The sequence below is a fragment of the Mycobacterium sp. 1081908.1 genome, from assembly GCF_001673535.1.
In the GTDB taxonomy this organism is placed as follows: Bacteria; Actinomycetota; Actinomycetes; order Mycobacteriales; family Mycobacteriaceae; genus Mycobacterium.
In genome coordinates, this window is the sequence record NZ_LZLY01000022.1 from 58,122 (window position 1) to 81,609 (window position 23,488).

19 protein-coding genes are annotated in these 23,488 nt (G+C 70.3%); 11 read left to right on the forward strand and 8 right to left on the reverse strand.

From position 1 onward, the window contains the following. Position 1: 1 nt before the first annotated feature. The 3 genes from A5655_RS04280 to A5655_RS04290 are packed head-to-tail and all read right to left on the reverse strand — an operon-like array spanning position 2 to position 1,925. Positions 2 to 811, reverse strand: coding sequence for an SURF1 family protein (locus A5655_RS04280; RefSeq protein WP_067005893.1), 810 nt, complete (start codon positions 809 to 811; stop codon positions 2 to 4). Further along, positions 812 to 1,303: a low molecular weight protein-tyrosine-phosphatase gene (locus A5655_RS04285; RefSeq protein ID WP_067005894.1), complete on the reverse strand. Its 492-nt coding sequence runs from the start codon at positions 1,301 to 1,303 to the stop codon at positions 812 to 814. Continuing rightward, complete coding sequence (locus A5655_RS04290) at positions 1,296 to 1,925, reverse strand: HAD-IA family hydrolase (RefSeq protein ID WP_067005944.1); 630 nt, start codon at positions 1,923 to 1,925, stop codon at positions 1,296 to 1,298. The genes A5655_RS04285 and A5655_RS04290 overlap by 8 nt, the downstream gene beginning before the upstream one ends. A 90-nt stretch (positions 1,926 to 2,015) precedes the next feature. Between A5655_RS04290 and cobC the strand changes: the two genes are divergently transcribed. The 5 genes from cobC (at position 2,016) to A5655_RS04315 (ending at position 6,603) form a co-directional block, all read left to right on the forward strand. Further along, the gene (gene cobC / locus A5655_RS04295) at positions 2,016 to 3,047 is read left to right on the forward strand and encodes an Rv2231c family pyridoxal phosphate-dependent protein CobC (protein WP_067005896.1); all 1,032 of its coding nucleotides are present in this window, start codon (positions 2,016 to 2,018) and stop codon (positions 3,045 to 3,047) included. Further along, positions 3,044 to 4,183 (forward strand): Nif3-like dinuclear metal center hexameric protein, encoded by a 1,140-nt coding sequence (locus tag A5655_RS04300; protein ID WP_067005898.1) that lies wholly within the window; start codon positions 3,044 to 3,046, stop codon positions 4,181 to 4,183. Before cobC ends, A5655_RS04300 begins: the two co-directional genes overlap by 4 nt. Further along, a complete protein-coding gene (locus A5655_RS04305) occupies positions 4,173 to 4,910 on the forward strand; it encodes a zinc ribbon domain-containing protein (protein WP_067005900.1) in 738 nt (245 codons plus the stop codon). Before A5655_RS04300 ends, A5655_RS04305 begins: the two co-directional genes overlap by 11 nt. Beyond that, on the forward strand, positions 4,907 to 5,998 hold the full coding sequence (locus A5655_RS04310; RefSeq protein WP_067005902.1) for a bifunctional RNase H/acid phosphatase: 1,092 nt from the start codon (positions 4,907 to 4,909) through the stop codon (positions 5,996 to 5,998). Before A5655_RS04305 ends, A5655_RS04310 begins: the two co-directional genes overlap by 4 nt. Positions 5,999 to 6,075: 77 nt before the next feature. Beyond that, positions 6,076 to 6,603, forward strand: a complete 528-nt coding sequence (locus A5655_RS04315; RefSeq protein ID WP_231999062.1) for a TetR-like C-terminal domain-containing protein — start codon at positions 6,076 to 6,078, stop codon at positions 6,601 to 6,603. A 12-nt stretch (positions 6,604 to 6,615) separates the two neighbouring features. Here A5655_RS04315 and A5655_RS04320 read toward each other — a convergent pair whose 3' ends face one another. From A5655_RS04320 to A5655_RS04330, 3 genes are all read right to left on the reverse strand, one after another. Then, positions 6,616 to 8,337, reverse strand: coding sequence for an amidohydrolase family protein (locus tag A5655_RS04320; protein WP_067005905.1), 1,722 nt, complete (start codon positions 8,335 to 8,337; stop codon positions 6,616 to 6,618). Between the two features lie 10 nt (positions 8,338 to 8,347). Next, positions 8,348 to 9,538, reverse strand: coding sequence for an amidohydrolase family protein (locus A5655_RS04325; protein WP_067005907.1), 1,191 nt, complete (start codon positions 9,536 to 9,538; stop codon positions 8,348 to 8,350). A gap of 141 nt (positions 9,539 to 9,679) precedes the next feature. Beyond that, complete coding sequence (locus A5655_RS04330; protein WP_067005909.1) at positions 9,680 to 10,918, reverse strand: cytochrome P450; 1,239 nt, start codon at positions 10,916 to 10,918, stop codon at positions 9,680 to 9,682. Positions 10,919 to 11,099: 181 nt separating this feature from the next. Between A5655_RS04330 and A5655_RS04335 the strand changes: the two genes are divergently transcribed. From A5655_RS04335 to A5655_RS04350, 4 genes are all read left to right on the forward strand, one after another. Continuing rightward, complete coding sequence (locus A5655_RS04335) at positions 11,100 to 14,258, forward strand: adenylate/guanylate cyclase domain-containing protein (protein WP_067005911.1); 3,159 nt, start codon at positions 11,100 to 11,102, stop codon at positions 14,256 to 14,258. A gap of 162 nt (positions 14,259 to 14,420) precedes the next feature. Further along, complete coding sequence (locus tag A5655_RS04340) at positions 14,421 to 14,837, forward strand: nuclear transport factor 2 family protein (protein ID WP_156764686.1); 417 nt, start codon at positions 14,421 to 14,423, stop codon at positions 14,835 to 14,837. A gap of 90 nt (positions 14,838 to 14,927) precedes the next feature. Continuing rightward, positions 14,928 to 15,407: a CAP domain-containing protein gene (locus tag A5655_RS04345; protein ID WP_197508591.1), complete on the forward strand. Its 480-nt coding sequence runs from the start codon at positions 14,928 to 14,930 to the stop codon at positions 15,405 to 15,407. Between the two features lie 30 nt (positions 15,408 to 15,437). Next, on the forward strand, positions 15,438 to 15,638 hold the full coding sequence (locus tag A5655_RS04350; RefSeq protein WP_067005915.1) for a hypothetical protein: 201 nt from the start codon (positions 15,438 to 15,440) through the stop codon (positions 15,636 to 15,638). Between the two features lie 10 nt (positions 15,639 to 15,648). Here A5655_RS04350 and A5655_RS04355 read toward each other — a convergent pair whose 3' ends face one another. Then, positions 15,649 to 17,175 carry a molybdopterin-dependent oxidoreductase gene (locus A5655_RS04355; RefSeq protein ID WP_067005917.1) on the reverse strand — a complete coding sequence of 509 codons (1,527 nt, stop codon included), beginning with the start codon at positions 17,173 to 17,175 and terminating at the stop codon, positions 15,649 to 15,651. A 330-nt stretch (positions 17,176 to 17,505) separates the two neighbouring features. Between A5655_RS04355 and A5655_RS04360 the strand changes: the two genes are divergently transcribed. Then, positions 17,506 to 20,940, forward strand: a complete 3,435-nt coding sequence (locus A5655_RS04360) for a WD40 repeat domain-containing protein (protein WP_067005919.1) — start codon at positions 17,506 to 17,508, stop codon at positions 20,938 to 20,940. Here the strand turns inward: A5655_RS04360 and A5655_RS04365 are convergent. Further along, the gene (locus A5655_RS04365) at positions 20,937 to 22,421 is read right to left on the reverse strand and encodes an aldehyde dehydrogenase family protein (protein ID WP_067005921.1); all 1,485 of its coding nucleotides are present in this window, start codon (positions 22,419 to 22,421) and stop codon (positions 20,937 to 20,939) included. The genes A5655_RS04360 and A5655_RS04365 overlap by 4 nt on opposite strands. Before the next feature lie 75 nt (positions 22,422 to 22,496). Here A5655_RS04365 and A5655_RS04370 point away from each other — a divergent pair. Beyond that, a partial coding sequence (locus tag A5655_RS04370) for a zinc-binding dehydrogenase (RefSeq protein WP_067005923.1) occupies positions 22,497 to 23,488 on the forward strand: 992 nt, incomplete at its 3' end.

Genomic DNA, 23,488 nt, shown 5'->3' on the forward strand with positions numbered 1-23,488 from the left:
CCTACCGCCGCCGGCCGTAGCGGTCGGCGAGCTTGTCCTCGACGGTCACCGGCGTGGCGGCGCTTTGTTGTTTTTCCCGTCGGCGCACCCGCAGCTCGGAGTAGACGAAGTAGCCCAGCCCGATGGGCGCGAGGATGCCGAACGAGATCCACTGGATGCCGTAGGACAGGAACGGCCCCGCGTCGAGGTGCGGCACGCCGATCACGCCCAGTCCGCCGGGCTGGTTGTCGACCAATTGCAGATAGGACCCGGCCAGCGGCACCTTCGTCAACGCCGAGACCTGTGCGGTGCTGATCGAATACACCTGCTGCACACCGTCTCTGACGAAAGGATCCTTGCCCGTCACGGTGGGCTCGGAATCGCGCAGCCGTGCCGTGATCGTCACCGTCTCGGCCGGCGGGCGGGGGATCGGGGGGACGTGCGATCCCGGCTCGGGCCGCACGTAGCCCCGATCGACCAGCACGGTGGGGCCGTCGTCGACGACGAAGGGCGCCAGCACCTCGAACGCCTGATCCCCCTCGACCACCCGCAGGCGGGCCAGCACCTGCACGTCGGGCAGGAAGTGCCCGGTCGCCGTCACCCGGCGCCACTGCGCGCCGGACGCCGACGAATCCTGCTGGGGCAGCAGGGTTTTCAGTGCGACGGGCGGGGTGTTGAGGGAGTACTCGATCTGGTGATTCTCCCGCGATGTCCGGGTGTTCTTTCCCAGCTGCCACGGCGCGAGCACCATGAAGCACAAGTAGGTGAAGGCGATCACCACGAGCGCCAGGGCGATCCAGCCCGGCCGCAGCAGAAACGCCAAGCGTCGCATCTAGGCGTGCCCGTTTTCCGCGAGCCGTTCGTCGACCCAGGCGTGCAGGCCGGGCAGGGCGGCCTCGATGACGGTGAAGACGTCCTCGAAGTCGTCGTGGTCGCCGTAGTAGGGATCCTCGACGTCGAGGGCGTGCGCGCCCGAGCGCGGGTCGAACGACCGCAGCATCCGGATCCGGTCTTCCTCGACGCCGAGCTGGCGCAGCATCCGAACGTGATTGCGGCCGAGAGCCACCACCAGGTCGGCGGCGAGGTGATCGTCGTTCAGCTGCGCGGCGCAGTGGGCGGTGGGATAGCCGTGGGAATGCAGCACGCGGGTGGCCCTGTCGTCGGCGCAACTGCCGACGTGCCAGTTGCCGGTGCCCGCGCTGGTCACGCGGACCGCGTCGCTGAGGCCGCGCCGCTGCAGCTGGTCGGCGAACATCTTCTCGGCCATCGGGGAACGGCAGATGTTGCCGGTGCACACGAAGGTGACGTGCAGACGCTCAGACACCGAGGGCCCTCCGCAACTCCTGGACGGTCGCGGCGTGCGTCACGCCGGTCAGGGTGAATCCGTCGTGAAAGTCGTCGCGCCCGTAACCCCAACCGACCACCACCGTGTCGATTCCGTGCGCGGCCGCGCCGTGCACGTCGTGGCTACGGTCGCCGACCATCAGCACGCGTTCGGGCAGCGGCTGCAGCTGTTCGAGGGCGTGGGCCAGCACCTCCTCCTTGGTCTTGCGCGAGCCGTCGGGGGCCGCGCCGGCGATCACCTCGAAATACCCGTCCAGCCCGAAATGGGCGAGGATGCGCCGCGCCGTCGGTTCCAGCTTGGAGGTGGCCACGGCCAGCCGGACATCGGCGGCGCGCAGGTCGGCCAGTAGGGGCTCGATGCCGTCGAACAGCGTGTTCATCGCCCAGCCCCGGGCGCCGTACTCGGCGCGGAAGGCCGTGATCGCGTCGTCCGCGGAGTCGCCGAACATCGACCGGAAGGTGTCGTCCATCGGCGGACCGACGATCTGCGCGGCCAGGTCGCCCGCGGGCACGGCCGCCCCGACGTGGGTCAGCGCGTGCAGGAAGCTGGCCACGATCCCCTCCGCCGAGTCGGTCAGCGTGCCGTCGAGGTCGAAGATCACCAGCTGCGGTGCGTCCGCGATAGTGCCCGTCACCTCTTCATTGTCCCGGATGGCCGCACGCGCTTACGGCGGCCCACTAGTGTTTCTCGGATGGCGACTCTGAACCCGAGCCCGCCAGCGGCGGCGCGCTATCACGGCGATCAGGCCGTGGCGCCCGGGATGCTCGATTTCGCCGTCAACGTCCGGCACGCGCGGCCGCCGGAGTGGCTGCTGCGCCGGCTGGCCGCGCGGCTGCCCGACCTGGCGCGCTACCCGGGGCCGCCCGACGTGCACCGGGCGCAGGACGCGGCCGCCGAGCGACACGGCCGCAGCCGCGACGAGGTGCTGCCGCTGGCCGGTGCGGCCGAGGGCTTCGCGTTGCTGCCCAACCTGCGCCCGGCGCGCGCGGCGATCGTGGCGCCGTCGTTCACCGAGCCGGCCGTGGCGTTGGGCGCGGCCGGGGTGCCGGTTCGGCACGTGGTCCTGGGGGCGCCATTCCGCCTGGACGGCGCGCGGGTGCCCGACGACGCCGACCTCGTCGTGGTGGGCAACCCGACGAATCCCACCTCGGTGTTGCACACCCGCGAACAGCTGCTCGCACTGCGTCGGCCCGGCCGGATCCTGGTGGTCGACGAGGCGTTCGCCGACGCGGTTCCCGGTGAGCCGGAATCGCTGGCGGGTGACTCGCTGCCCGACGTGCTGGTGCTGCGCAGCCTGACCAAGACGTGGGCGCTGGCCGGCCTGCGTGTCGGCTACGCCCTGGGCGCGCCGGAGCTGTTGGCGCGGCTGACCGCGCGGCGCGCGCACTGGCCGGTGGGGACCCTGCAGCTGACGGCCATCGCGGAATGCTGCGACCCGCGGGCCGTCGCCGAGGCGGCGGCCGGCGCGCTGCGATTGGCCGAGCTGCGCGACGAGATGGCGGCCGGGCTGGCATCCGTGGGCGCCGACGTGGTGGACGGCCGCGGCCCGTTCGTCCTGTTCCGCATGCCAGACGCCGCTCGGATACGAACGGGCTTGGAGCGCAAGGGGATTGCCGTTCGCCGGTGCGACACCTTCGTCGGCCTGGACGACCGGTACCTGCGGGCGGCGGTGCGACGGGACTGGCCGCTGCTGGTCCAGGCCATCGCGGAGGTGGTCCGGTGAGCGTGCGACTGGCCGACGTGATCGAGGTGCTCGACGAGGCGTACCCGCCGCATCTCGCCCAATCGTGGGACTCGGTCGGCCTGGTGTGCGGCGACCCCGACGACGCACTGGACTCGGTGACCGTCGCCGTCGACGCGACACCGGCCGTCGTCGACGAGGTTCCCGACGGCGCGCTGCTGCTGGCCCATCACCCGTTGCTGCTGCGCGGGGTCGACACCGTGGCGGCCAGCACGCCGAAGGGCGCGCTCGTGCACCGCCTGATCCGCACCGGGCGGTCGCTGTTCACCGCGCACACCAACGCCGACTCCGCGTCGCCGGGGGTGTCCGACGCGCTGGCCGACGCCCTCGGGCTCACCGTCGAGGCCGCGCTCGAACCGCTCGCGGCGGCGGGCGATCTCGACAAGTGGGTCGTGTACGTGCCCCGCGAAAACGCCGAGGCGGTGCAGCAGGCCGTGTTCGGGGCCGGCGCCGGCCACATCGGCGACTATTCGCATTGCAGCTGGAGCGTGAGCGGCATCGGGCAGTTCCTGCCGCACGAGGGGGCCTCGCCGGCGATCGGCAGCGTCGGCTCCGTCGAACGGGTGCCCGAAGACCGGTTCGAGGTCGTCGCACCGTCGCGCGCCCGGGCAGCGGTGCTGGCGGCGATGCGCGGCGCCCATCCCTACGAGGAGCCCGCGTTCGACATCTTCGCGCTGGTGCCTCCGCCCGGCGACGCCGGGCTGGGCCGCATCGGCACGCTGGCCCGGCCGGAACCGCTGCGCAGCTTCGTGTCCCGCGTCGACGCCGCGCTGCCGCCGACCACGTGGGGCGTGCGCGCGTCGGGCGACCCCGACGCGCCCGTGTCGCGGGTCGCCGTCTGCGGGGGCGCCGGGGATTCGCTGCTGGCCGCCGCGGCCGGCGCCGACGTGCACGCCTATGTCACCGCCGATCTGCGGCATCACCCGGCCGACGAGCATCGCCGGGCCTCGAACGTGGCCCTGGTCGACGTGGCGCACTGGGCGAGCGAATTCCCGTGGTGCGAGCAGGCCGCCGGCATTTTGCGGTCCCGCTTCGGAGAGGCGCTGCCCGTTCGGGTGTGCACCATCCGCACCGATCCATGGGATCTTGGCGCGAGGGAGGGAAGGCATGAAAGCTGAGGTCGCACAGCAACTTTCACTACTCGAATTGTCGAAGCTGGATGCTGAGCTGTCCCGCATCGCGCACCAGGCCTCCCACCTGCCCCAGCAGGACGCCGTCGAGCGGATCCGGGCCGACCACAACGCCGCCGCCGACCGGCTGGGCGCGCTGCGAATCGCCCTGGAAGACCTGGACGCCCAGGTGTCGCGGTTCGAGTCGGAGATCGAGGCGGTGCGCCAACGCGAAGACCGGGACCGCTCGATGCTCAAATCCGGTGCGACGGACGCCAAGCAACTGTCGGATCTCCAGCACGAGCTCGAGACCCTGCTTAGGCGTCAAACCAGCCTCGAGGATTCGCTGCTGGAGGTGATGGAGCGACGCGAGGAGCTGCAGGCCCAGCTGCTCGACGAGCAGCGCGCGGTCGAGGCGCTGCAGTCCGAACTCGCGGACGCCCAGGAGGCCCTCGACGCCGCGGTCGCCGAGATCGACGAGGCCCGCCAGGCTCGTTCGTCGCGCCGCGAAACACTGTCCGCGGAACTGGATCCCGCCTTGTCCGCCGTGTACGAGCGGCAGCGCGCCAGGGGAGGGCCGGGGGCCGGGCCGTTGCTAGGGCATCGGTGCGGCGCCTGCCGGATCGAGATCGGCCGCGGTGAACTGTCCCGCATCTCGGCCGCCCCCGAGGACGAGCTGGTGCGGTGCCCGGAATGCGGCGCGATCCTGTTGCGGGTCAAGGGGTTCGATCAGTGAAGGTCGTCGTCGAAGCCGACGGAGGGTCGCGCGGCAACCCGGGACCGGCCGGATACGGCGCGGTGGTCCGCACCGCGGACCGTTCGACGGTGCTGGCCGAGAGCAAGCAGGCCATCGGCGTGGCGACCAACAATGTCGCCGAATACCGAGGGCTGATCGCCGGTTTGGACGACGCCCTGCAGATGGGCGCCACCGAAGTCGAGGCCTTTTTGGACTCCAAGCTGGTCGTCGAGCAGATGTCCGGGCGGTGGAAGGTCAAGCATCCCGACCTGATCGAGCTGCACGCGCAGGCCCGAAAGCTGGCGTCGCGGTTCGACCGGGTCTCGTATGCCTGGGTGCCGCGGGCCCGCAACTCGCACGCCGATCGGCTGGCCAACGAGGCGATGGACGCCGCGGCCGATATCGACGAACCGGCCGAACCAGCGAAAAGCATTGCGGCCGAGGCCAAGACGTCGCCCGGCTGGACCGGGGCGCGGGGCACACCGACCCGGCTGCTGTTGCTTCGGCACGGGCAGACGGAACTGTCGGCGGAACGCCGCTACTCGGGGCGCGGCAACCCGGCGCTGACCGACGTGGGGCGCCGGCAGGCCGGGGCTGCGGCGCGATACGTGGCGGAGCGCGGCGGCATCGCTGCGGTGATCTCCTCGCCGTTGCAGCGGGCCTACGACACCGCGGCGGCGGCGGCCAAGGCGCTCGGGCTGGACGTCACCGTGGACGACGACTTGATCGAGACGGATTTCGGGGCGTGGGAGGGGCTGACGTTCGCCGAAGCGGCCGAACGTGATCCGGAACTGCACCGGCGGTGGCTGCGCGACACCAGCACGACGCCGCCGGGCGGCGAAAGCTTCGACGCCGTGCTCGATCGGGTGCTTCGCGTGCGCGAGCGGATCGTCGAGGCACACCAGGGCGCGACGGTGCTGGTGGTCTCCCACGTGACGCCGATCAAGATGCTGCTGCGGCTGGCGCTGGATGCCGGGCCCGGCATCCTTTACCGCTTGCACCTTGACCTGGCGTCGCTGAGCATCGCAGAGTTCTATTCGGATGGGGCGTCGTCGGTGCGGCTGGTGAACCAGACGGGCTACCTCTAGGCGGGGACAAGGGGAGATCGATGCGGCCGTCTCAACCACCCAACCCGCCCGTGCCCGCGGAGATACGGGCGCGGGTGATGCCGGCGGCCCTCGACGAGCTGGCCCGCTGGGGCGTGGAGCGGTTCAGTATCGAGGCGATGGCGGAGCGCCACCGTCTCGACCCCGCGATGGTCTACCACTACTGGGGCGAGCGGCAGCGGCTCATCGTCGATGCGGCCCTCGCCGATGCCGAGGCCTTCAGCTTCGTCAGGGACACGGGTTCGCTGCGTTCCGATCTGCGGGCGTTCGCGCGCAGCGCGGCCGCCCGGCTCAACTCCGTGGAGGGCCGCACGTTCATTCGGGCGCTCGTCATGGAGCGTCCCGGGCATCACGACGAGGAAACCCGAATCATGCTGTGGCGGGCGCGTTTTGCCTCGGTGCGCGCGGTCATCGATCGGGCCAGGGAACGCGGTGAGCTGCGCGCGGGCGTGAATACCCTGGCGGCTGTGCAAATGGTCCTGGCGCCGCTGAATATTCGCGTTCTCTACTCCGACCTGCCTATCGACGATCGCTACTGCGAGGCCGTGGCCGAGATGGCCTGGCACGCGCTGGCAAAGCGGGAGTGAACTCGACCGGCGTCACGAGGCTTTGACCGTCTCGGTGTCGCGTCCGGACCGCAGGACGGTGCCGGGCAGGGCGCCGGTGGCGACGCCGTCGCGACACACCTCGACACCACCGACCAGCACCGAGGTGATCCCGTACGCGTCTGCGACCAAACGCGGCGCGCCGGCGGGCAGGTCGTAGCGGGTGCGCTCGGGCCCGTGGTCGACGGTCGCCGGGTCGAACAGCACCAGGTCGGCGTGCCAGCCCGGCTCGATGCGGCCGCGCCTGGTCAGCCCGTAGAACCGGGCCGGCACGTCGGTGATCAGCCGGACGGCCTCCTCGAGCGTGACGACCTGATGCTCGCGGACGCCGCGGCCCAGCAGCGACGTCGTGTAGATGGCGCCGCACATCATGTCCAGGTGCGCGCCCGCGTCGGAGCCGCCGATCACCGCGCCCGGGTGGTGCCACACCTCGGCGCGCGCCCGCCAGTCGGCGGCGTCGTCACCGGTCAGCGGCGGGGACAGGCCGGTGCGCAGCTCGTCGGCGATCACGACGTCCAGCAGCGTGTCGAAGGGCTCGCCACCCCGGGCGGCGGCGACCTCGCCGACTCTGCGGCCGGTCGCGTCGGCGTTCTCGGGTGCGAACGTCTCGACGATGACGAGCCGATCCCATTGCGCGAGGCCGCGCAGCATGCCGGCCTCCCTGGAGGCTGCGCCCTCGGCGAGGCGGCGGCGCACCTGCGGATCGGCAAGCGCGACAAGCCGTTCGGGCACCGGCAGGTGCATCGTGTCGCGCCAGCCCGGCAGCCCGTCGAGCACGAAGCCGGAGAGGAACGACAGCCGGATCTTCATGGCCTGCGGCAGGGTCAGCGCCACCACCCGGCCGCCGCGTCGGGCCGAGGCGTCGAAGGCGCGCAACTGCTTTTGGTGCCCGGCCGGGTTGGCCGCCGAGACGCCGAGCAGGTTCCAGTTCAGCGGGCGGTCCGCGGCCACCGACATGTCGGTGAGCAGCGCGATGTCGTCGTCGGTGAAGCCCGACAGGCAGCCGGGGATGATGGCCTCGAGCGTGGTGCCCGGGTGGTCGCGGAGCGCGCCCGCGAGCGCCACCAGTTCCTCGCGCGACGCGCTGCGCGACGGCACCGGCTGGCCGGCGCCGTCGTTGTGGGTGGGCGACTGCGAGGTCGACAGCCCGAGCGCGCCGGCGCCCAGCGCGTCGTGCAGGACCGCGACCATCTTTTCGATCTGGTCCGGGCCCGCCTCGCCGCCGACGGCGTCGGCGCCCATCGCGGCCAGCCGCAGCGCCGAATGGCCAACGAGGAAACCGGCATTGACCGCGGTGCGGCCGTCGAGGCGGCCCAGCCAATCGCCGAACGATGCCCATCCCCAGTCCAGTCCGGCGCGCAGCGCGTCGAGCGGCATTCCCTCCACCCGCGCCAGCATCCGGGTGAGGTAGTCGTGTTGGTCGGGCGCCGCGGGCGCCAGCGTGAAGCCGCAGTTGCCGCCGAAGACGGTGGTCACGCCGTGCTGCACCGACGGGCTGGCGGTCGGGTCCCAGAACAGTTGCGCGTCGTAGTGGGTGTGCAGGTCGACGAAACCCGGAGCAAGCGTCTGCCCTTGGGCGTCAACGGTTTTAGCGGCCATGTCGTCGGCCTCTCCGACGGCGACGATGCGCCCGTTGCTGACACCGACGTCGCCGTGGCGGGCGGGCGAGCCGGTGCCGTCGACGATCTCGGCGTCGCGGATGAGTAGGTCCAACATGGCGAGCCTCCTACGCTGTGGCGAGCCACCCGTCGGCGGGCAGCGGGTGGCGGAACAGCTGTGCGGCGTTGCGGTGGGTGATCCGGGCGGCGTCCTCCGCCGACAGGCCCGCGACGTTGCGCGCCACCACCTGTTGGGTGTCGGGCCAGGTCGAGTCGGCGTGCGGGTAGTCGCTTTCGACGAGGATGCGGTCGGCCCCGATCGCGTCGAGCGCGCCGAACGCGTGCGGGTCGTCGATCGAGCAGAACCAGAAGTTGCGCCGCAGCACCTCGCTGGGCAGCAGGTCGCTCTTCCACGCGCCGCCCTCGTGCCCCGAAGCGGAGTGCGCCAGAACGTAATCGGCGCGGTCGCCGAGCATGGCCGCCCAGCCGAGACCGCCCTCGGCCAGCGTGATGTTCAGCCCCGGGAACCGCACCGGTATGCCCGACCACAGCATGTCCGCGCACGCGACCAGACCGTTCACCGGGAACAGGGTGGTGATGGTCTCAAATGGCGTGTCCGGAGCGGGGATTGGCGCCCATTGCGCCGAACCGGTGTGCAGGCACACCACGGTGCCGGTCTCCTCGCAGGCGGCGAAGAACGGATCCCACGCGCCGCTGTGCAGGCTCGGGATCCCGCACTGGGCGGGCAGCTCGGGAAAGCTCACCGCCTTGAAGCCGCGTGCGGCGTTGCGGCGGACCTCTTCGGGCGCGAGCTGCGGGTCGGCGAGCCACGGCAGCTGCAGCGGGATGATCCGGTCTGGATGGGCGCCGGCCCACGCCTCGAGGTGCCAGTCGTTCCAGGCCCGCAGGGTGGCCAGGCCCAGCTCGAGGTCGTCGCTCTTCCAGAAAACGGTGCCGGCGAACCCGGCGATCAACGACGGGAAGTTCAGGGATGCCCAGATGCCGGCGAGGTCCATGTCGGCGATCCGGGCATCGACATCCCAACAGCCGCGCCGCATCTCGTCGAACCGGGCGGCCTCCATGCTCCATTCCTCGCGGGGCCGTCCGATCACCGCGTTGAGGCCGATGTTGGGATACTCGCGGCCCTCGTAGCGCCACACCTGGCGCCCGTCGTCGGTCTCGACGACCTTCGGGGCGCGGTCGGACAGCGCCGCGGGGAGCCGGCCGATGAACAGATCGGGCGGCTCGATGACGTGGTCGTCGACCGAGATCACGACGTGTTGTCGCTGCCGGGGATCAGGGTCTGGCAGCAGCGCCATACTTGACGACTATCGTCGGTTTTCCGGCGCTGTCAATGCTATCTATGCAATCAATATGAAGTTGGCTTGGCGGGCTTTCTGTGTGAACCCAGGGCGCCACCCGTGCACAAGCGACGCCCTGGGTGCACACTCAATCGGGCCTCAGTGTCCGGGGTCGAATTCGATTGGCAGCGCGATCGGTCCGCTCAGCCCGGTGAGGGGTTTCCAGGGAGCCGGACCGGTGCGCCGCGCGTTGGGCATGCGCCGGGTCATGATCGCCAGGGCTTCGGCCAGCTCCAGTCGCGCCAGGTTGGCGCCCAGGCAGTAGTGCATGCCGGCGCCGAACGTCTGCATCGGCGGGGCGTCCGTGCGAGTGATGCCGAGGCGGTCGGGCTCGTCGTAGACGGCGGGGTCGCGGTTCGCGGCGGCGGTGTTGGCGATGACCAGCGTGCCGGCCGGGATGACCACCCCGGCGATTTCGACGTCCTCGAGGGCGGTGCGCAGCGTGGCGGCCGCGATCGGGGAATGGCGCATCGTCTCTTCGACGGCTTGGGTGGCGAGCTCGGGATGCCGGGCCAGCAGCTCCCACTGGTCGGGCTGCTCGCACAGCGCGTGCACGGAGGCCGCCAGCTGGTTGCGGGTGGTGTCGGTGCCGGCGATCAGGAGGCCGGCCGCGAGCATGCGCAGCTCGTCGGCGTTCAGGCGATCGCCGTCGTCCTCGGCGCGGATCAGCTCGGAGATCAGGTCGTCGGTTAGCGTGTGGCGCCGCTGGGCGACCATGTCGTCGATGTAGGCGTCGAGTTCCGCCCACGCGGCCAGGATGGCCCGCTCGTGGGCGGCGACGTCCCAGCTGAAGGCCTTGAAAATGTCGTCGGTCCAGTCCGAGAACAGCTGCCAATCGCCGGCCGGGGCGCCCAGCAGCGCGCAGATGATCGGGATCGGGTACTGGCGCGCGATGTCGGTGACCACCTCGCAGCGCCCCGTCGAGGCGTGGCGGTCCACCAGTTCGGTGATCACATCGACAATCGTCGTGCGCAGCTGGGCCGTGGCGCGCGGCGTGAACGCTTTGGACACCAGTCGTCGCAGCCGGTGGTGCTCGGGTCCGTCGAGACTGATCAAGTTCGTGGCGACGCGCTCCCACAACGGGCCGCTGGTGATGCCTTGCGAGGCCAGGAACATGCCCTGCGGCAACCGGAATCGGGGGTCGCGCAGCACCGTTCGAACCAGTTCGTAGGTCAGCAGCTCCGGCCCGTGCGGGCCGATCGCGATCGGCGCCTGGCGCCTGGCCCGGTGCAGGATTTCGTGCGCCTCATCCGGGCTCTGGCAATGGTCGTAATCGATCGTCGGCAGGCCGGCATCGAAGACGCTCGGGCGGGTCGGCGCATCAACGGCGATGGTCATTGTGGTCCCCAGAGGTCGTCGGTGAAGTGCTTTCACCAGGAAGTCTTGGTGGCGGGGGACCGCATCACACGCGTAGTCGGCTACTCCACTTTTCGGTGCGTCCGACGGTTCTCGCGCGCCTGCCACCGCCTATCCTTTGAGGACCACTGCAAATGCTGGGAACTGGATTGGCGGAGGTCGGATGACGACCGCATCGGCATGCCGGACGTGCGGCACCGAGCCTCTGGCGAATGCGCGGTTTTGCCACGGTTGCGGTTCACCGGTCGCCGCCACCGAGGCCAAGGCGGAGTACAAACAGGTCACGGTTCTGTTCGCCGACGTGGTCGGATCGATGGACATCGCGACGGCCGTCGGTGCGGAGCGTTTGCGCGAGATCATGGCCGCACTGGTCGACCGTTGCACGGCGGTGGTGCGGCGCTACGGCGGGACCGTGGACAAGTTCACCGGCGACGGCATCATGGCGGTGTTCGGCGCCCCAATTGCATTGGAAAATCATGCGTTTCGCGCCTGCCTGGCCGGGCTGGCGATCCAGGAGGCGGTCGAGGGGCTCGCCGTGGAGATCGGCCGCCGCGACGGCGTGGACCTGAGGCTGCGGGTGGGCCTCAACTCCGGCCAGGTCATCGCGGGCGAGATCGGTTCGCGCGCATTGGGTTACACGGCGATCGGCGAGCAGGTCGGCATGGCCCAGCGGATGGAATCGGCGGCTCCTCCCGGCGGGGTGATGCTGAGTATGTCCACCGCCAGGCTGGTCGAGGACGCCGTGGTGGTCGGCGCCCCGGAGCTGGTGCGCATCAAGGGCGCCGACGAGCCGGTGGCCGCGCGCCGCCTAGTGGGCATCCTCGAGGGCCCGCGCAGTGGGCGAAACCACCCGGCGCTTGTGGGGCGCGCATCGGAGCTGAACACAATTGGCGAGGTCTTCGACGAGGCCTTCGGTGGCGCCGGAAGGGTGATCGGGGTGCGCGGCTCACCGGGCATGGGCAAGAGCCGCATCGTGGAAGAGTCGGCCGCGCTGGCCGGCCACCTCGGCGCTGAGGTGTTTTTCACCTACTGCGAATCCCACACCAGCGACGTGCCGTTTCACGCGGTGACGGGATTGCTCCGGGCTCGGCTGGGGCTCAACAACATCGACAGCGCCGCCGCGCGGGTGCGCATCCGTGATTGCATTCCCGACGGCGACCCCGAAGACCTGACGCTGTTGGACGATCTGCTCGGCATCCGGGACACGCGGACGCCGTCCCCGGACATCGATCCCGACGCGCGGCGCCGGCGGTTGACCGCCCTGATCCAATCGGCGTGGCTGGCACAAACCGTGGCGGCGCTGTACGTCATCGAAGATGCGCATTGGATCGACCACGTCAGCGACTCGATGTTCGGCGAGTTCCTGAGCGTCGTTCGCCAAACGCCTTCCGCGGTGTTGATCACCTACCGTCCCGAATACATCGGACCATTGATCGATACGCCGGGCGCGCAATCCATTTCACTCGCCCCACTTACCGTCGCGGAGACCGGCACATTGCTGGGGCAGCTCTTGGGATCGCATCCGTCCGTTGCGGCCGTCAAGGAGCTCGTCTCCGAGCGAGCGGGCGGCAACCCGTTTTTCGCCCAGGAGATGGTGCGCGACCTGGCCGAGCGCGGCGTCCTCGACGGGGATCGCGGCAGCTACCGAAGCGCCACCGACATCGCCGAGGTGACGGTTCCGGCGACCCTGCACGCGACGTTGGCAGCCCGCATCGACCGGCTTGGTGCCAGGGCGAAACAAACCCTGAACGCCGCAGCGGTGATCGGATCACGGCTCGACGCCGACCTGTTGTCCAGCGTCGTGGACGGCCCACTCGTGGCCCCGCTGATCGAGGCCGACCTGATGGAGCAAGTCGCTGCCACGCCGCGCATCGAATACGCGTTTCGCCACCCGCTCATCCGCGCGGTGGCGTATGAATCGCAACTGAAGTCCGACCGCGCCGCGCTGCATCGCCGGTTGGCCGCGGCAATCGGAGAACACGACCCGGGATCGGCCGACGAGAACGCCGCGTTGATCGCCGAACACCTGGATGCCGCCGGGGAATCGCTCGGCGCCTACGCGCAGCACATGCGGGCCGGAGCCTGGTTGATGACCAGGGATATCGTCGCTGCGCGGCGAAGCTGGGAGCGGGCCCGGCAGGTCGCGGACGCGTTGCCTGCCGAACTCCCGGACCGCACCTCGTTGCGCATCCACCCCCGAACGATGTTGTGCTACAGCACCTGGCGGGTGGGCGGCAGCGCCGAGGAGACGGGGTTCGAGGATCTGCGTGAGCTGTGCACCGCATCCGGTAATAGGGTCTGGCTCGTCGCCAGCTTGTCTGGCGCCGTGTTGTCGTTGACCATGTCCAATCGGCATCACGAGTCCGTCCGGCTGGCTTCCGAACAGATAGCCGTGTTCGCTTCGGCGGTCGACCCGATGGACCACTTCGCGGTGATGTCGGGGGCGATGTTCGCCAAGCTCCACGGCGGCGAGGCGGCCGAGTCGCTGCGCGTGGCGCAAAAAGTGATCGAGCTGGTTGGCGATGACGGCTCGAAGGGGAACGTGTCCGGGCTGGGATCTCCGCTGGCGGTTGCGCTTCTCTACAGCGCGCACGCCCGCGCGGCGCTCGGCGACCGGCACTGGCGCGACGATTTCCAACGCGCCATCGCGATTCAGCAAGGGCTGCGCGGGCCATCCGGCCTGGTAATCGTGATCACCTATGGGTACACCCTCGCTGTCACGAACGGCTTGCTGTTGCCGGACGCGGCGGCACTGTCCGACACGGCCGACGTGCTCGGTGACGCGGAAAGGTGCGGCGAGGACGTTGCCGTGGCGCTCGCGCAGGTGGCTCACGGGCTTCTGCTGACACACTCGGATGTCCAGGGCGGGTTGGAGTTGGTATCGGCGGGGCGCGACGCTCTGCTGCGGCTGCGAAACCTGCTCGGTGTATCGATGGCCGACATTCGCATTGCCCAACTGAAGGCCGAGGCCGGCGACGTCGACGGCGCCATCGCGCTCGCCCGCGCGACCGTGACCGAGCTGACCGATTCCGGGGAGATGCTGGTGCGCGGCGCCGCCAGCGCCGCACTCGTTTCCGCCCTGCTGTCGCGCGGACATGACACTGACGTGGACGAGGCGCAAGCGACGATCGACCGGCTGGCGGCCACGCCCGTCGAGCCCGGATTCGTCGCCAACGAGCTGCCATTGCTGCGGATGCGGGCGCTCGTTGCCCGCGCCCGCGGTGATGACGCCGCATACCGGGACTTCGTGGCCCGCTACCGGGACGCGGCGACGAAGCTGGGCTTCGACGGACACATCGCGATGGCCGAGGCGATGCCATGAGTGTGCACTCTGGGCTTTGAATGTGAGCCCAGGGCGCCCTGTGTGCACACGCGAAATCCCTCGGTGCACACTCAAAATTCGCCGGCAGACCGCGGGAAGGAACACCATGACGGAGCTCATCGATCAGACCAAGACGTTCCGCAATTGGATCTTGATCTCGTGATGTCAACGCTGACCGAAGACCCGCGTTACATCGCCTGGGGAGCGCCCGCGGACATGAGTCCGGTTGGGCGGCAAGCAGTCCGAAGCTTCTACGAAGACACGATTGTGAAAGGCGGCCAGTGGTACCTCGAGTTGGACATGGACCGCATCGTCGTCGATGACGACACCATCGTCACCGAGGGCGTTCTGCGCTCCCTCTACTACGGTGCCGACGCGGCATCGCGGGGCTTTCCCGTTGACGACCAAGACGGTTTCTATCTGCTCACGCTGCGGATGTTGGTCGTCTGGCCGTTCAACGCCGACGGCTTCATCAGGGGCGAGGAAACCTACAGCGCCATTACGACGCCGGACTTCCTCACGAAGATCGCGGCATCCGAGGTTCCGCAGAAGTTCCGCGACTTCGTCGGCGCACGCTGAACGCCGCAGGCGATTTTCGACCGTTCCTGGCCGAACGTGGCTAGCATTGTTTGCTAGCAACAGCAAAGCGAGTGTTCGGCAAGAGGCAACATGAAGAGGACAGCCAAGATCGTCTCCGCCTTCTCGACCTGCTCTGTCTTCGCAACGGCTCTCGGCGTAGTTTTTGGTTTTGCCGCGCACGCGGACAATTCGGGCAACGCGGTGTACAGCGGCGTTAGCCGGCTTCGCCAGACATGCGGTGTGATCACCGATGACCCGCGTTTGACAGCGGCAGCGCAGCGGCACGCCGATGACATGCTGGCGAACGGTGTGAACGGCCATATCGGTTCGGACGGCTCTTCACCGCAGACGCGTATCAGCGATGCGGGCTACGTCCCGGCCAGCTACACGGGTGAGATTGTTTACTCGGGCACTGGATCCGCTGCGAGTCCGAGCGTGGCGCTCGCCCAGTGGATGGGGAGTCCCCCGCACCGAGCGATCATCCTGAATTGCGCATTCACCGCGGTCGGCTTCGCGACCGCCTCGGACGGCAATAAGATGACCGCCGTCGGTGACTTCGCGGCTCCCTAAACGCCAACACCGGACTTGTAGCATCCTTGTATGAAAAGGACTTTCGTCGTCACGCTCGCGTTCGGGATTATCGTGGCGCTGTTCGGTCTGATCTGGGCACTTCAGGGGTTCGGTGTGCTTCTTGGCAGCCCGATGAGCAACACGACAACCTGGTCCGTCATCGGTCCCATCACCGTGCTGATCGGCATCGCGATCGCGGTGTTCAGCTGGCGAAAGCTCTCTGCGAAGTAGCGCTTCACGCCTATACGACGGTGAAATCCACCGTGTGCCAGCCCGTCGCGCCGTCCGGGACGCTGCCGACCCGATCCGCCGTCTGGGTGGCTCCGGTGTTGTCGGTGGCGCGCACGGTGATGGTGTGCTTCCCAGGGCTTTTCGCCTGCCAGGGAAAGCGCCACAACCGCCAGGTGTCGTTGGAATAACTCGCACCCTGCTCGGCGGGCCGCCAGCCGTCATCGTCGATGCGGACCTCGACCGTCCGCACGCCGCGATTCTGTGCCCACGCGACGCCGCCGAACACCACGGGGCCCATCGGCACCCGCTGGCCGCCCGTCGGCACGTCGATCCGCGACTCGGTCTTGACCGGCGCGCGCGGCGCCCAGCCCTGCCGAGTCCAGTACGCCTTCGCCCGGTCGAACCGGGTCAGCTCCAGATCGACGACCCACTTGGTCGCCGACACGTAGCCGTAGAGTCCGGGCACCACCAGCCGGGCCGGGTAGCCGTGCTCGATCGGCAGCGGCTGACCGTTGAGGCTGACCGCCAGCAGCGCGGCGCGGCCATCGGTGAGCGCCTGCACGGGCGTGCCGGCGGTGAACCCGTCGATCGACGTCGAGAGCACCATGTCGGCGTCCGCGTGCACGCCGGCCGCGGCCAGCAGATCGGCCACCCGGTAGCCCGTCCAGACACCCGTCGAAATCAGGTTTCCGCCAACGGGATTGGATACGCAAGTCAGCGTCGTCACCGTTTCGACGACATCGAAGCGGGCCAGGTCGTCGAAGCGGTAGGTGGCTTCGCGGTCCACCATGCCGTGGATGCGCAGCCGCCAGTCGGTGTGGCTGAGTTGGGGAACGGTCAGTGCGGTGTCCACGCGGTAGAAGTCGGCGTTGGAGGTGATAAAGCTCGGCAGCGCAACGCCGTTCGGCTGCACATCGGCGGGTACCGGTGGCGCCGGCGTGCGAGGGCGGGGAAGCGCGAAGCCGGTGCGGTCGGCGGCCACCGAATGCGCCAACCGCGTGAGGACCGCGCCCGCCACGCCGCTCACCACCCCGAACCCGAGCAGTCCCAGCATGACCAGCCTGCGCCTGCCCGCATCCGGCTCGCCGGCTCCGTCGGCCGAGCCGGACCAGATCCGACGGGTGAGCAAACGAAGGGTCGCCACGCCGCAGGCGGCGCCGGCGAGGGTGGGGACGGTGTCGAGGGCCGTCGCACCCTGCCGTGACAAGACCGCGAGGCAGCCAAGGACGCCCGCCGCGCCGATCGTGGCGCTGCCGAGGGGGCGGCGGGGAGTCTCGAGGGTCCCGGCGAGGGCGGCGATCGTGGCGATCGCCACCAGGACGACGACGGCCACGAAGGGCTTGTCCAGGGAGCCGAGCGTCTGGATCGCCCACTCTTTGACGGGTCCCGGTGTCACGTCGACGGCCACCGAGCCGATCGCGGCCCGCGCGTCGGCCCGCGCGCCGAACGGGATGCCCACCAGCTGGGCCACCCCGAGCGAGACGGACGCGGCGGCGACGCCGGCGATCATCCGCTCATTCGACGCGCCGACGGCCATCGAGCCACTCTACCCGCGTTCGCCGCCCCCATCGGGACCGCAAACACCTTGCCGTGCAGGAAAAACCGGTGACCCGGCCGTACGGCTAGTCTAGAAACAGCCGAGATGTCCGTTTGGGCTTGCAGATATGAAAAAAGTGATTTAGCCTGCGACACCCTGGCCATCCGCATATGTTGGGCTTTGTAGGCCCGGGGGACGCATGGGAGCGTAGGACTTGACCGCGATCCGCCGAACGATCCGTTCGTCGATTCCGGTTGTCTCGGCGAACGCGAAGCGCGGGGCGTCGCGGGCTCCGGATGTCTTCGTGCGCTTGGGGTTTGGTGGCGCGGCATGACGCGCGCGACGGCGGCCGAACAGGTCGACAGCGAAAACCCGTGGCCGGGGCTCGAGGCGTTCGAGGAATACGCGTCCGCGTTCTTCCACGGGCGCGGCCATGAATCGACGACGCTGCTGAGCTGCGTTGTCGACGCCCCGATCACCGTCCTGTATGGGCGCTCCGGCCTGGGGAAGACGTCGTTGCTGCGGGCGGGCCTGTTCCCGTCGCTGCGCGGCCACCACTTTCTGCCGGTCTACGTGCGCTTCGACCTTGCGGCGGGTGCGGCATCCCTCACTCGCCAATTGCGTCAATCGGTCCACGACTCGGTCCGGGCCGATGCGCGTGATCCGGTGCTGCCTTTGGAGGATGAATCTCTTTCGGAATATCTGCATCGCGAGCTCCGAAGCGAGCGGGGCGAGTTGCTTACGCCGGTGATCGTCGTCGACCAGTTCGAAGACCTCTGTGCGCCCGGCCAGGGGGCCCAGGAACTCGTCCGCGAATTCAGGAACGAGCTTGCTGAGCTGGCCGAGCGGGCGGGCAATTACAAGTTATTGATCAGCCTGCGCGAGGAGTTCCTCCCCGAACTCGAAGGGTGGCGCCTGGTCATCCCGTCGCTCGGGGACTCGCGGATGCGCCTGCTGCGGATGGGGACACCCGAGGCAGTCGATGCGGTGTACAAACCGGCGGAAGAGCTGATGACCCGTTCGCTGGCGCGGCGGGTGGTCGCGATCGTCGCGGGCGAGCACCTGCACCGCGCCCGGCCTGGCTTCGATGGTTCGGACGCTCCGGAGGTGGAGCCCGCGCTGCTCAGCTTGTTCTGCCGCGAGCTCAACGAGGAACGCAAGCGGCGCGGGCAGGGCCACTTCGACGAGCTACTGGTCGAGGACGCCAAGCGCGACATCCTGTCGAACTACTACCTGTCCTGTGTGCGCGATTTCCCTCCGCGCGTCGCGCAATTCATCGAGTCCGAGCTCATTACCGAGAAGGGATTCCGCGACAGCTACGTTCGCGAGGAAGCGGTGCCTTCGCGGCTCACCGACGACGAACTGACCCGGCTGATCGGCTCGCGGCTGCTTCGGCTCGAGGAACACTATGGCGCGCAACGCGTCGTACTTGCGCACGATGTGTTCACCGAGCCGGTACGCGAACACCGAGACCGGCGGCGCGCGGCAAAGACAAACGCCGCCTTGGCATCCCGCGCGGGCGGGCCGCAAGCCGGACCGGAAGTCGACCAGCGACGTACGGCCGCCCTGCGGAAGCGATCACGGATCCTCGTTGCCGCGTTGGCGGTCACCGCCGCCGTCGCCCTCGTCGCCGTGATGCTGAGCGTGCAGGCGGTCCAAGCCCGGCACGAGGCGCAGCTCCAGCTGCACCAGAAGTTGCTCACCCAGCGCCAGATTCTGATCGCGGAGGCGCAGGACATGCTGGCCGGCACCCAGCCCGGCGGCGACGCGCGGGCATTCCAGCAAATCCTCGCCGCGCGCGCCCTGCTCACTCCCGCCGATGACGGCCCGCTCTATACCGCGGTGGCCCAACGAGCCAGCACCCTCAAAATCATCACCGGCCACACCGGCGCGGTCAACGGTGTTGCGTTCAGCCCCGACGGGCGCCGGCTCGCCAGCGTGGGCCTCGACAAGACGGTGCGGGTGTGGAACGCCGAGACCGGACAACAGGTCGGCGCGCCGCTGACCGGTCATCAAGACAACGTGATCGGCGTGGCGTTCAGCCCCGACGGGCGCCGGGTGGCTTCCGCGAGCATGGATAAGACGGCGCGGATCTGGGACGCCGAAACCGGCCAGCAGGTCGGCGTCCCGCTGCGCGGTCACACCGGTTCGGTGCTGGGCGTGGCGTTCAGCCCGGACGGGAACTGGCTGGCCACCGCGAGCAGTGATCGCACCGTGCAACTGTGGGATGTCCGGACCGGTTACTCGCCCGGCCCCCGCCTCGTCGGTCACACGGGCTCGGTGGTCGGTGTGGCGTACAGCCCCAACGGGCAGCGGCTGGCGACCGCGAGCGACGACCAGACCGTGCGCCTGTGGGACGCCCGGACCGGCCAACCGGTCGGCGCCCCACTGGTCGGCCACATCGGCCCGGTGCTCAGCGTGGCGTTCAGCCCCGACGGGCACCGGCTGGCTTCGGCGAGCATGGATACGACGGTCCGGATATGGGACGCCGACACAGGTCAACCGGTGGGTGCGCCGCTCACCGGTCACACCGGGCCGGTGCAGAGCGTGGCGTTCGACCCCGCCGGACACCGGCTGGCCAGCGCGAGCGCTGACCAGACCGTGCGGCTGTGGGACGCCGATACCGGCCACGATCGGGGCCCTTTGCTGGTTGGCCACACCGGCATCGTGAACGGCGTGGCGTTCAGCCCCGACGGGCGTCGGCTGGCCAGCGCCAGCAGCGACGCCACGGTCCGGCTGTGGGACGCCGGCCTGCCGTTCGGCGCACCGCTGGTGGGCCACACCGGCAAAGTCAACAGTGTGGCGTTCAGCCCCGACGGGCACCGCCTCGCGTCGGCCAGCGAGGACCAGACGGTGCGGCTGTGGGACGCCGGGACCGGCCAACCGGTCGGCGCGCCTCTGGTCGGACATGCCGGCCCCGTGCTCGGCGTGGCGTTCAGTCCGGACGGGCGCCGCCTGGCCTCGGCCGGCGACGACCAGACGGTGCGGCTGTGGGACGCTGGGACCGGCCAACCGGTCGGCGCGCCCCTGGTCGGCCACACCGGCCCCGTGCTCGGCGTGGCGTACAGCCCCGACGGCCGCCAGCTGGCTTCGGCCGGCGCCGACCGGACGGTGCGGCTGTGGGACACCGCCACCGGCAAGTCGATCGCCCTGACCGGCCACACCGGCAGAGTCGACGGCGTGGCATTCAGCCCCGACGGTCGCCGGTTGGCCTCGGCCAGTTTCGACCAGACGGTGCGGCTTTGGGATGCCGGCACCGGGCAATCGGTCGCCGTCATCGCCGGGCAAGCCGGCCCGGTGTTCGGGGTGGCGTTCAGCCCGGACGGTCGCCGGCTGGCCACCGCGAGCGGCGACCAGGTGCGGCTGTGGGACGCGGGAACCGGACAGTCGGTCGATGACGCCCTGAGAGGGAACGGCGACACCGTGAATGATGTGGCCTTCAGCCCCAACGGGCAGCGGCTGGCCACCGCGGAAAGCGAAGGCACGCTGCAGCTTTGGGACGCAACGACCGGACAGCCGTTCGGCGCCTACCTGGAAGGCCACGCGGGTCCGGTGCTGGGCGTGGCGTTCAGCCCCGACGGGCGACGGCTGGCCTCCGCGGGTGTGGACGCCACGGTCCGGCTGTGGCCGGCGGACGCCTCGCCGGAAATGCTGTGCGCCAAGCTGACTTCCAACATGAGCCGCCAGCAGTGGCGCGACTGGGTGTCGCCCGATATGGGCTACGTCAAGCTCTGCCCGGGGCTGCCGATCGCGGGCAGCGGCTAGTTCGGCACCGGATGGCGGACGAACGCCCGCGGCTGGGTGAACGCCCGGATCCCCTCGACGCCGAGCTCCCGGCCCAGGCCCGACTGGCCGCAGCCGCCGAACGGCAGGCGGGGGTCCTGGGCGGCGAGGCCATGGCAGTTGACGCTGACCGTGCCCGCGACGAGCTGGCCCGTGATCCGGTCGGCGAGCGCGTCGTCACCCGTCCAGACCGACGCGGTTAGGCCGAATTCCGTTGCGTTGGCGGCGGTTACGGCGTCGTCGATGCCGTCGTAGCCGAAGATCGGCAGCACCGGGCCGAACTGCTCCTCGGTGGCCAGTCGCGAATCGGGGGCGAGGCCGGTGACGACGGTCGGCAGCGCGAAGTAGCCGCCGGAGCCGGCGTCGGCCTCGCGGATCCGCCCGGCGGTCCGCACCGACGCGCCTTGGGCCTCGGCGTCGCCGACCAGCGCGGCGACCCGGTCGCGCCCGGCGGCGGTGTGCAGCGGGCCGAGCGTGGTCTCCTCGGCGAGGCCGTCGCCGATCACCTCGCGTTCGCAGCGCGCGAGCACCGCCTCGGCCAGTTCGCCGACCCGTTCGGCGGGCGCGTACAGCCGCTTGATCGCCATGCAGACCTGGCCGCCGGTGGTGTAGGTCGCCGTCACCAGCCGCTCCACCAGCTCGTCGGTGACCTCGATGTCCGAAGCGATGATCGCGGCGTCGTTGCCGCCGAGCTCGAGCAGCACGGGGGTGAGGCGCGGCGCGGCGGCCGCCATGACGGCGCGGCCGGTGGCGACGCCGCCGGTCAGCGAGATCAGGTCGATGCCCGGGTGGGTGACCAGCGCCTGGGCCAGCTCGCTGCCCGGTCCCGACAGGACGTTCACCACGCCCGGCGGCAGCGCCGCGGCCAGCGCCCCGGCGAGCTGCAACGCCGCCAGCGGGCAGCTCGGCGGCACCTTGACGACGGCGGTGTTGCCCGCCGTCAGCGCCGACGCCAGCTTCGTCATCGTCAGCGCCAGCGGCCAGTTGAACGGCAGCACGAGCGCGGCCACGCCGAACGGCTCCCGGTGCAGCCGCGGATAAACCGCGCCCGGGTCGACCTGTTCGGGCGCCAGGGCCGCCTCGGCCATCGAACCGATCAGCGCGGCGAGCCCCGGGCCGGTGCTGATCTCGAAGTTCGCCTCGGCGAGCACCTTGCCGTGCTCGCGGGTGTACAGCCGCGCCCCGTCGCGGGCGCCCAGCTGTTCGGCGGCCGTGGCCGCGGCGACCGAGATGGCGGCGACCCGCTCGGCGACGCCCAGCGCCCGCCATTCCGGCGCCGCCCGCCGCGCCGCCGACACCGCGGCGTCCAGTTGGCGGCGGTCGGCGGCCGGCGCGTGGCCGACGATCTCGGCCGGCCGGGCCGGGTTGTGTACGGGATAGGTTCCGGCGGCGCCTTCCTGCGCCTGGCCGCCGATCGGCAATACCGCGTCCGTGGCCGGCGCTTTGCGGACCGTAGTCGTCATCGCCCGTCTCCCTTGACCGAAGGCAATTGTCCCGCCATCGTATGTCGCTATGACGCAGATCACAGGCGCGGTCCGATGAAAGCCGTCGTGCTGCGCGAGGTCGGACGGCCGACGGCGGTGGAGGAGCTCGCGCTGCGACCGCTGGGTGGCCACGAGGTCCGGGTGCGGCTGCACGCCAGCGGCGTGTGCCACAGCGATCTGTCGTTGCGCGACGGGGCGATCCCGACGCTGCTGCCGTCGACGCTCGGGCACGAGGGCGCGGGGATCGTGGCCGAGGTGGGCGCCGACGTCACCACCGTCAGCCCAGGTGACCACGTGGTGCTGACGTGGAACGTGCCCTGCCGCGCCTGCCCGCATTGCCTGCGCGGCGAGGCTCAACTGTGTGTGCACGGCTACGACCACGCCTACGGCGGCCCGTACGCCGAGGGCGCCGGCGCCCCGGTGTGGCCGGGAATGGGCGTCGGGTCGCTGGCCGAGGAGACGCTGCTGCCGGCGGCGGCGGTGGTGCCGGTCGACGAGTCGCTGCCGCTCGACCTCGCGGCGCTGCTGGGCTGCGGCGTCACCACCGGGGTGGGCGCGGTGATGCGCACCGCGGCCGTGCGTCCGGGGGAGAGCGTGCTCGTGATCGGTTGCGGCGGTGTGGGTTTGGCCGCGATCCAAGGCGCGCGGCTGGCCGGCGCGGCGCCGATCATCGCCGCGGACCGGGTCGCCGGCCAGCTTCCCGCCGCGCTGGCCAACGGGGCAACCGACACGATCGATGCCGGCGAGGTCGACGTCGTCGCCGCGGTGCGCGACCTCACCGGCGGCCTCGGGGTCGATCACGGGATCGAGGTGGTGGGCAAGCCCGCCACGATGCGCCTGGCCTACGAGGCCACCCGCCGCGGCGGCAAGGTGACCCTGGTGGGCGCCGCCGGCATCGCCGAGGAGGTGACGTTCCCCGCGCTGTCGTTGATGGCCGACGGCAAGGCGGTCCAGGGCAGCGTCTACGGCGCCAGCGACCCGGCGCGCGACATCCCGGTGCTCGCCGCGCTGGCCCGACGCGGCAAGCTCGACCTCGAAGCGTTGGT

Coding starts and splice junctions, on each gene's coding strand:
- A5655_RS04345 (WP_197508591.1), top strand. CDS start 14,928: ATGAAGAGGACAGCCAAGATCGTCTCCGCCTTCTCGACCTGCTCTGTC.
- A5655_RS04330 (WP_067005909.1), bottom strand. CDS start 10,918: ATGACCATCGCCGTTGATGCGCCGACCCGCCCGAGCGTCTTCGATGCC.
- A5655_RS04305 (WP_067005900.1), top strand. CDS start 4,173: ATGAAAGCTGAGGTCGCACAGCAACTTTCACTACTCGAATTGTCGAAG.
- A5655_RS04360 (WP_067005919.1), top strand. CDS start 17,506: ATGACGCGCGCGACGGCGGCCGAACAGGTCGACAGCGAAAACCCGTGG.
- A5655_RS04340 (WP_156764686.1), top strand. CDS start 14,421: ATGTCAACGCTGACCGAAGACCCGCGTTACATCGCCTGGGGAGCGCCC.
- A5655_RS04350 (WP_067005915.1), top strand. CDS start 15,438: ATGAAAAGGACTTTCGTCGTCACGCTCGCGTTCGGGATTATCGTGGCG.
- cobC (WP_067005896.1), top strand. CDS start 2,016: ATGGCGACTCTGAACCCGAGCCCGCCAGCGGCGGCGCGCTATCACGGC.
- A5655_RS04280 (WP_067005893.1), bottom strand. CDS start 811: ATGCGACGCTTGGCGTTTCTGCTGCGGCCGGGCTGGATCGCCCTGGCG.
- A5655_RS04365 (WP_067005921.1), bottom strand. CDS start 22,421: ATGACGACTACGGTCCGCAAAGCGCCGGCCACGGACGCGGTATTGCCG.
- A5655_RS04335 (WP_067005911.1), top strand. CDS start 11,100: ATGACGACCGCATCGGCATGCCGGACGTGCGGCACCGAGCCTCTGGCG.
- A5655_RS04355 (WP_067005917.1), bottom strand. CDS start 17,175: ATGGCCGTCGGCGCGTCGAATGAGCGGATGATCGCCGGCGTCGCCGCC.
- A5655_RS04315 (WP_231999062.1), top strand. CDS start 6,076: ATGCCGGCGGCCCTCGACGAGCTGGCCCGCTGGGGCGTGGAGCGGTTC.
- A5655_RS04320 (WP_067005905.1), bottom strand. CDS start 8,337: ATGTTGGACCTACTCATCCGCGACGCCGAGATCGTCGACGGCACCGGC.
- A5655_RS04325 (WP_067005907.1), bottom strand. CDS start 9,538: ATGGCGCTGCTGCCAGACCCTGATCCCCGGCAGCGACAACACGTCGTG.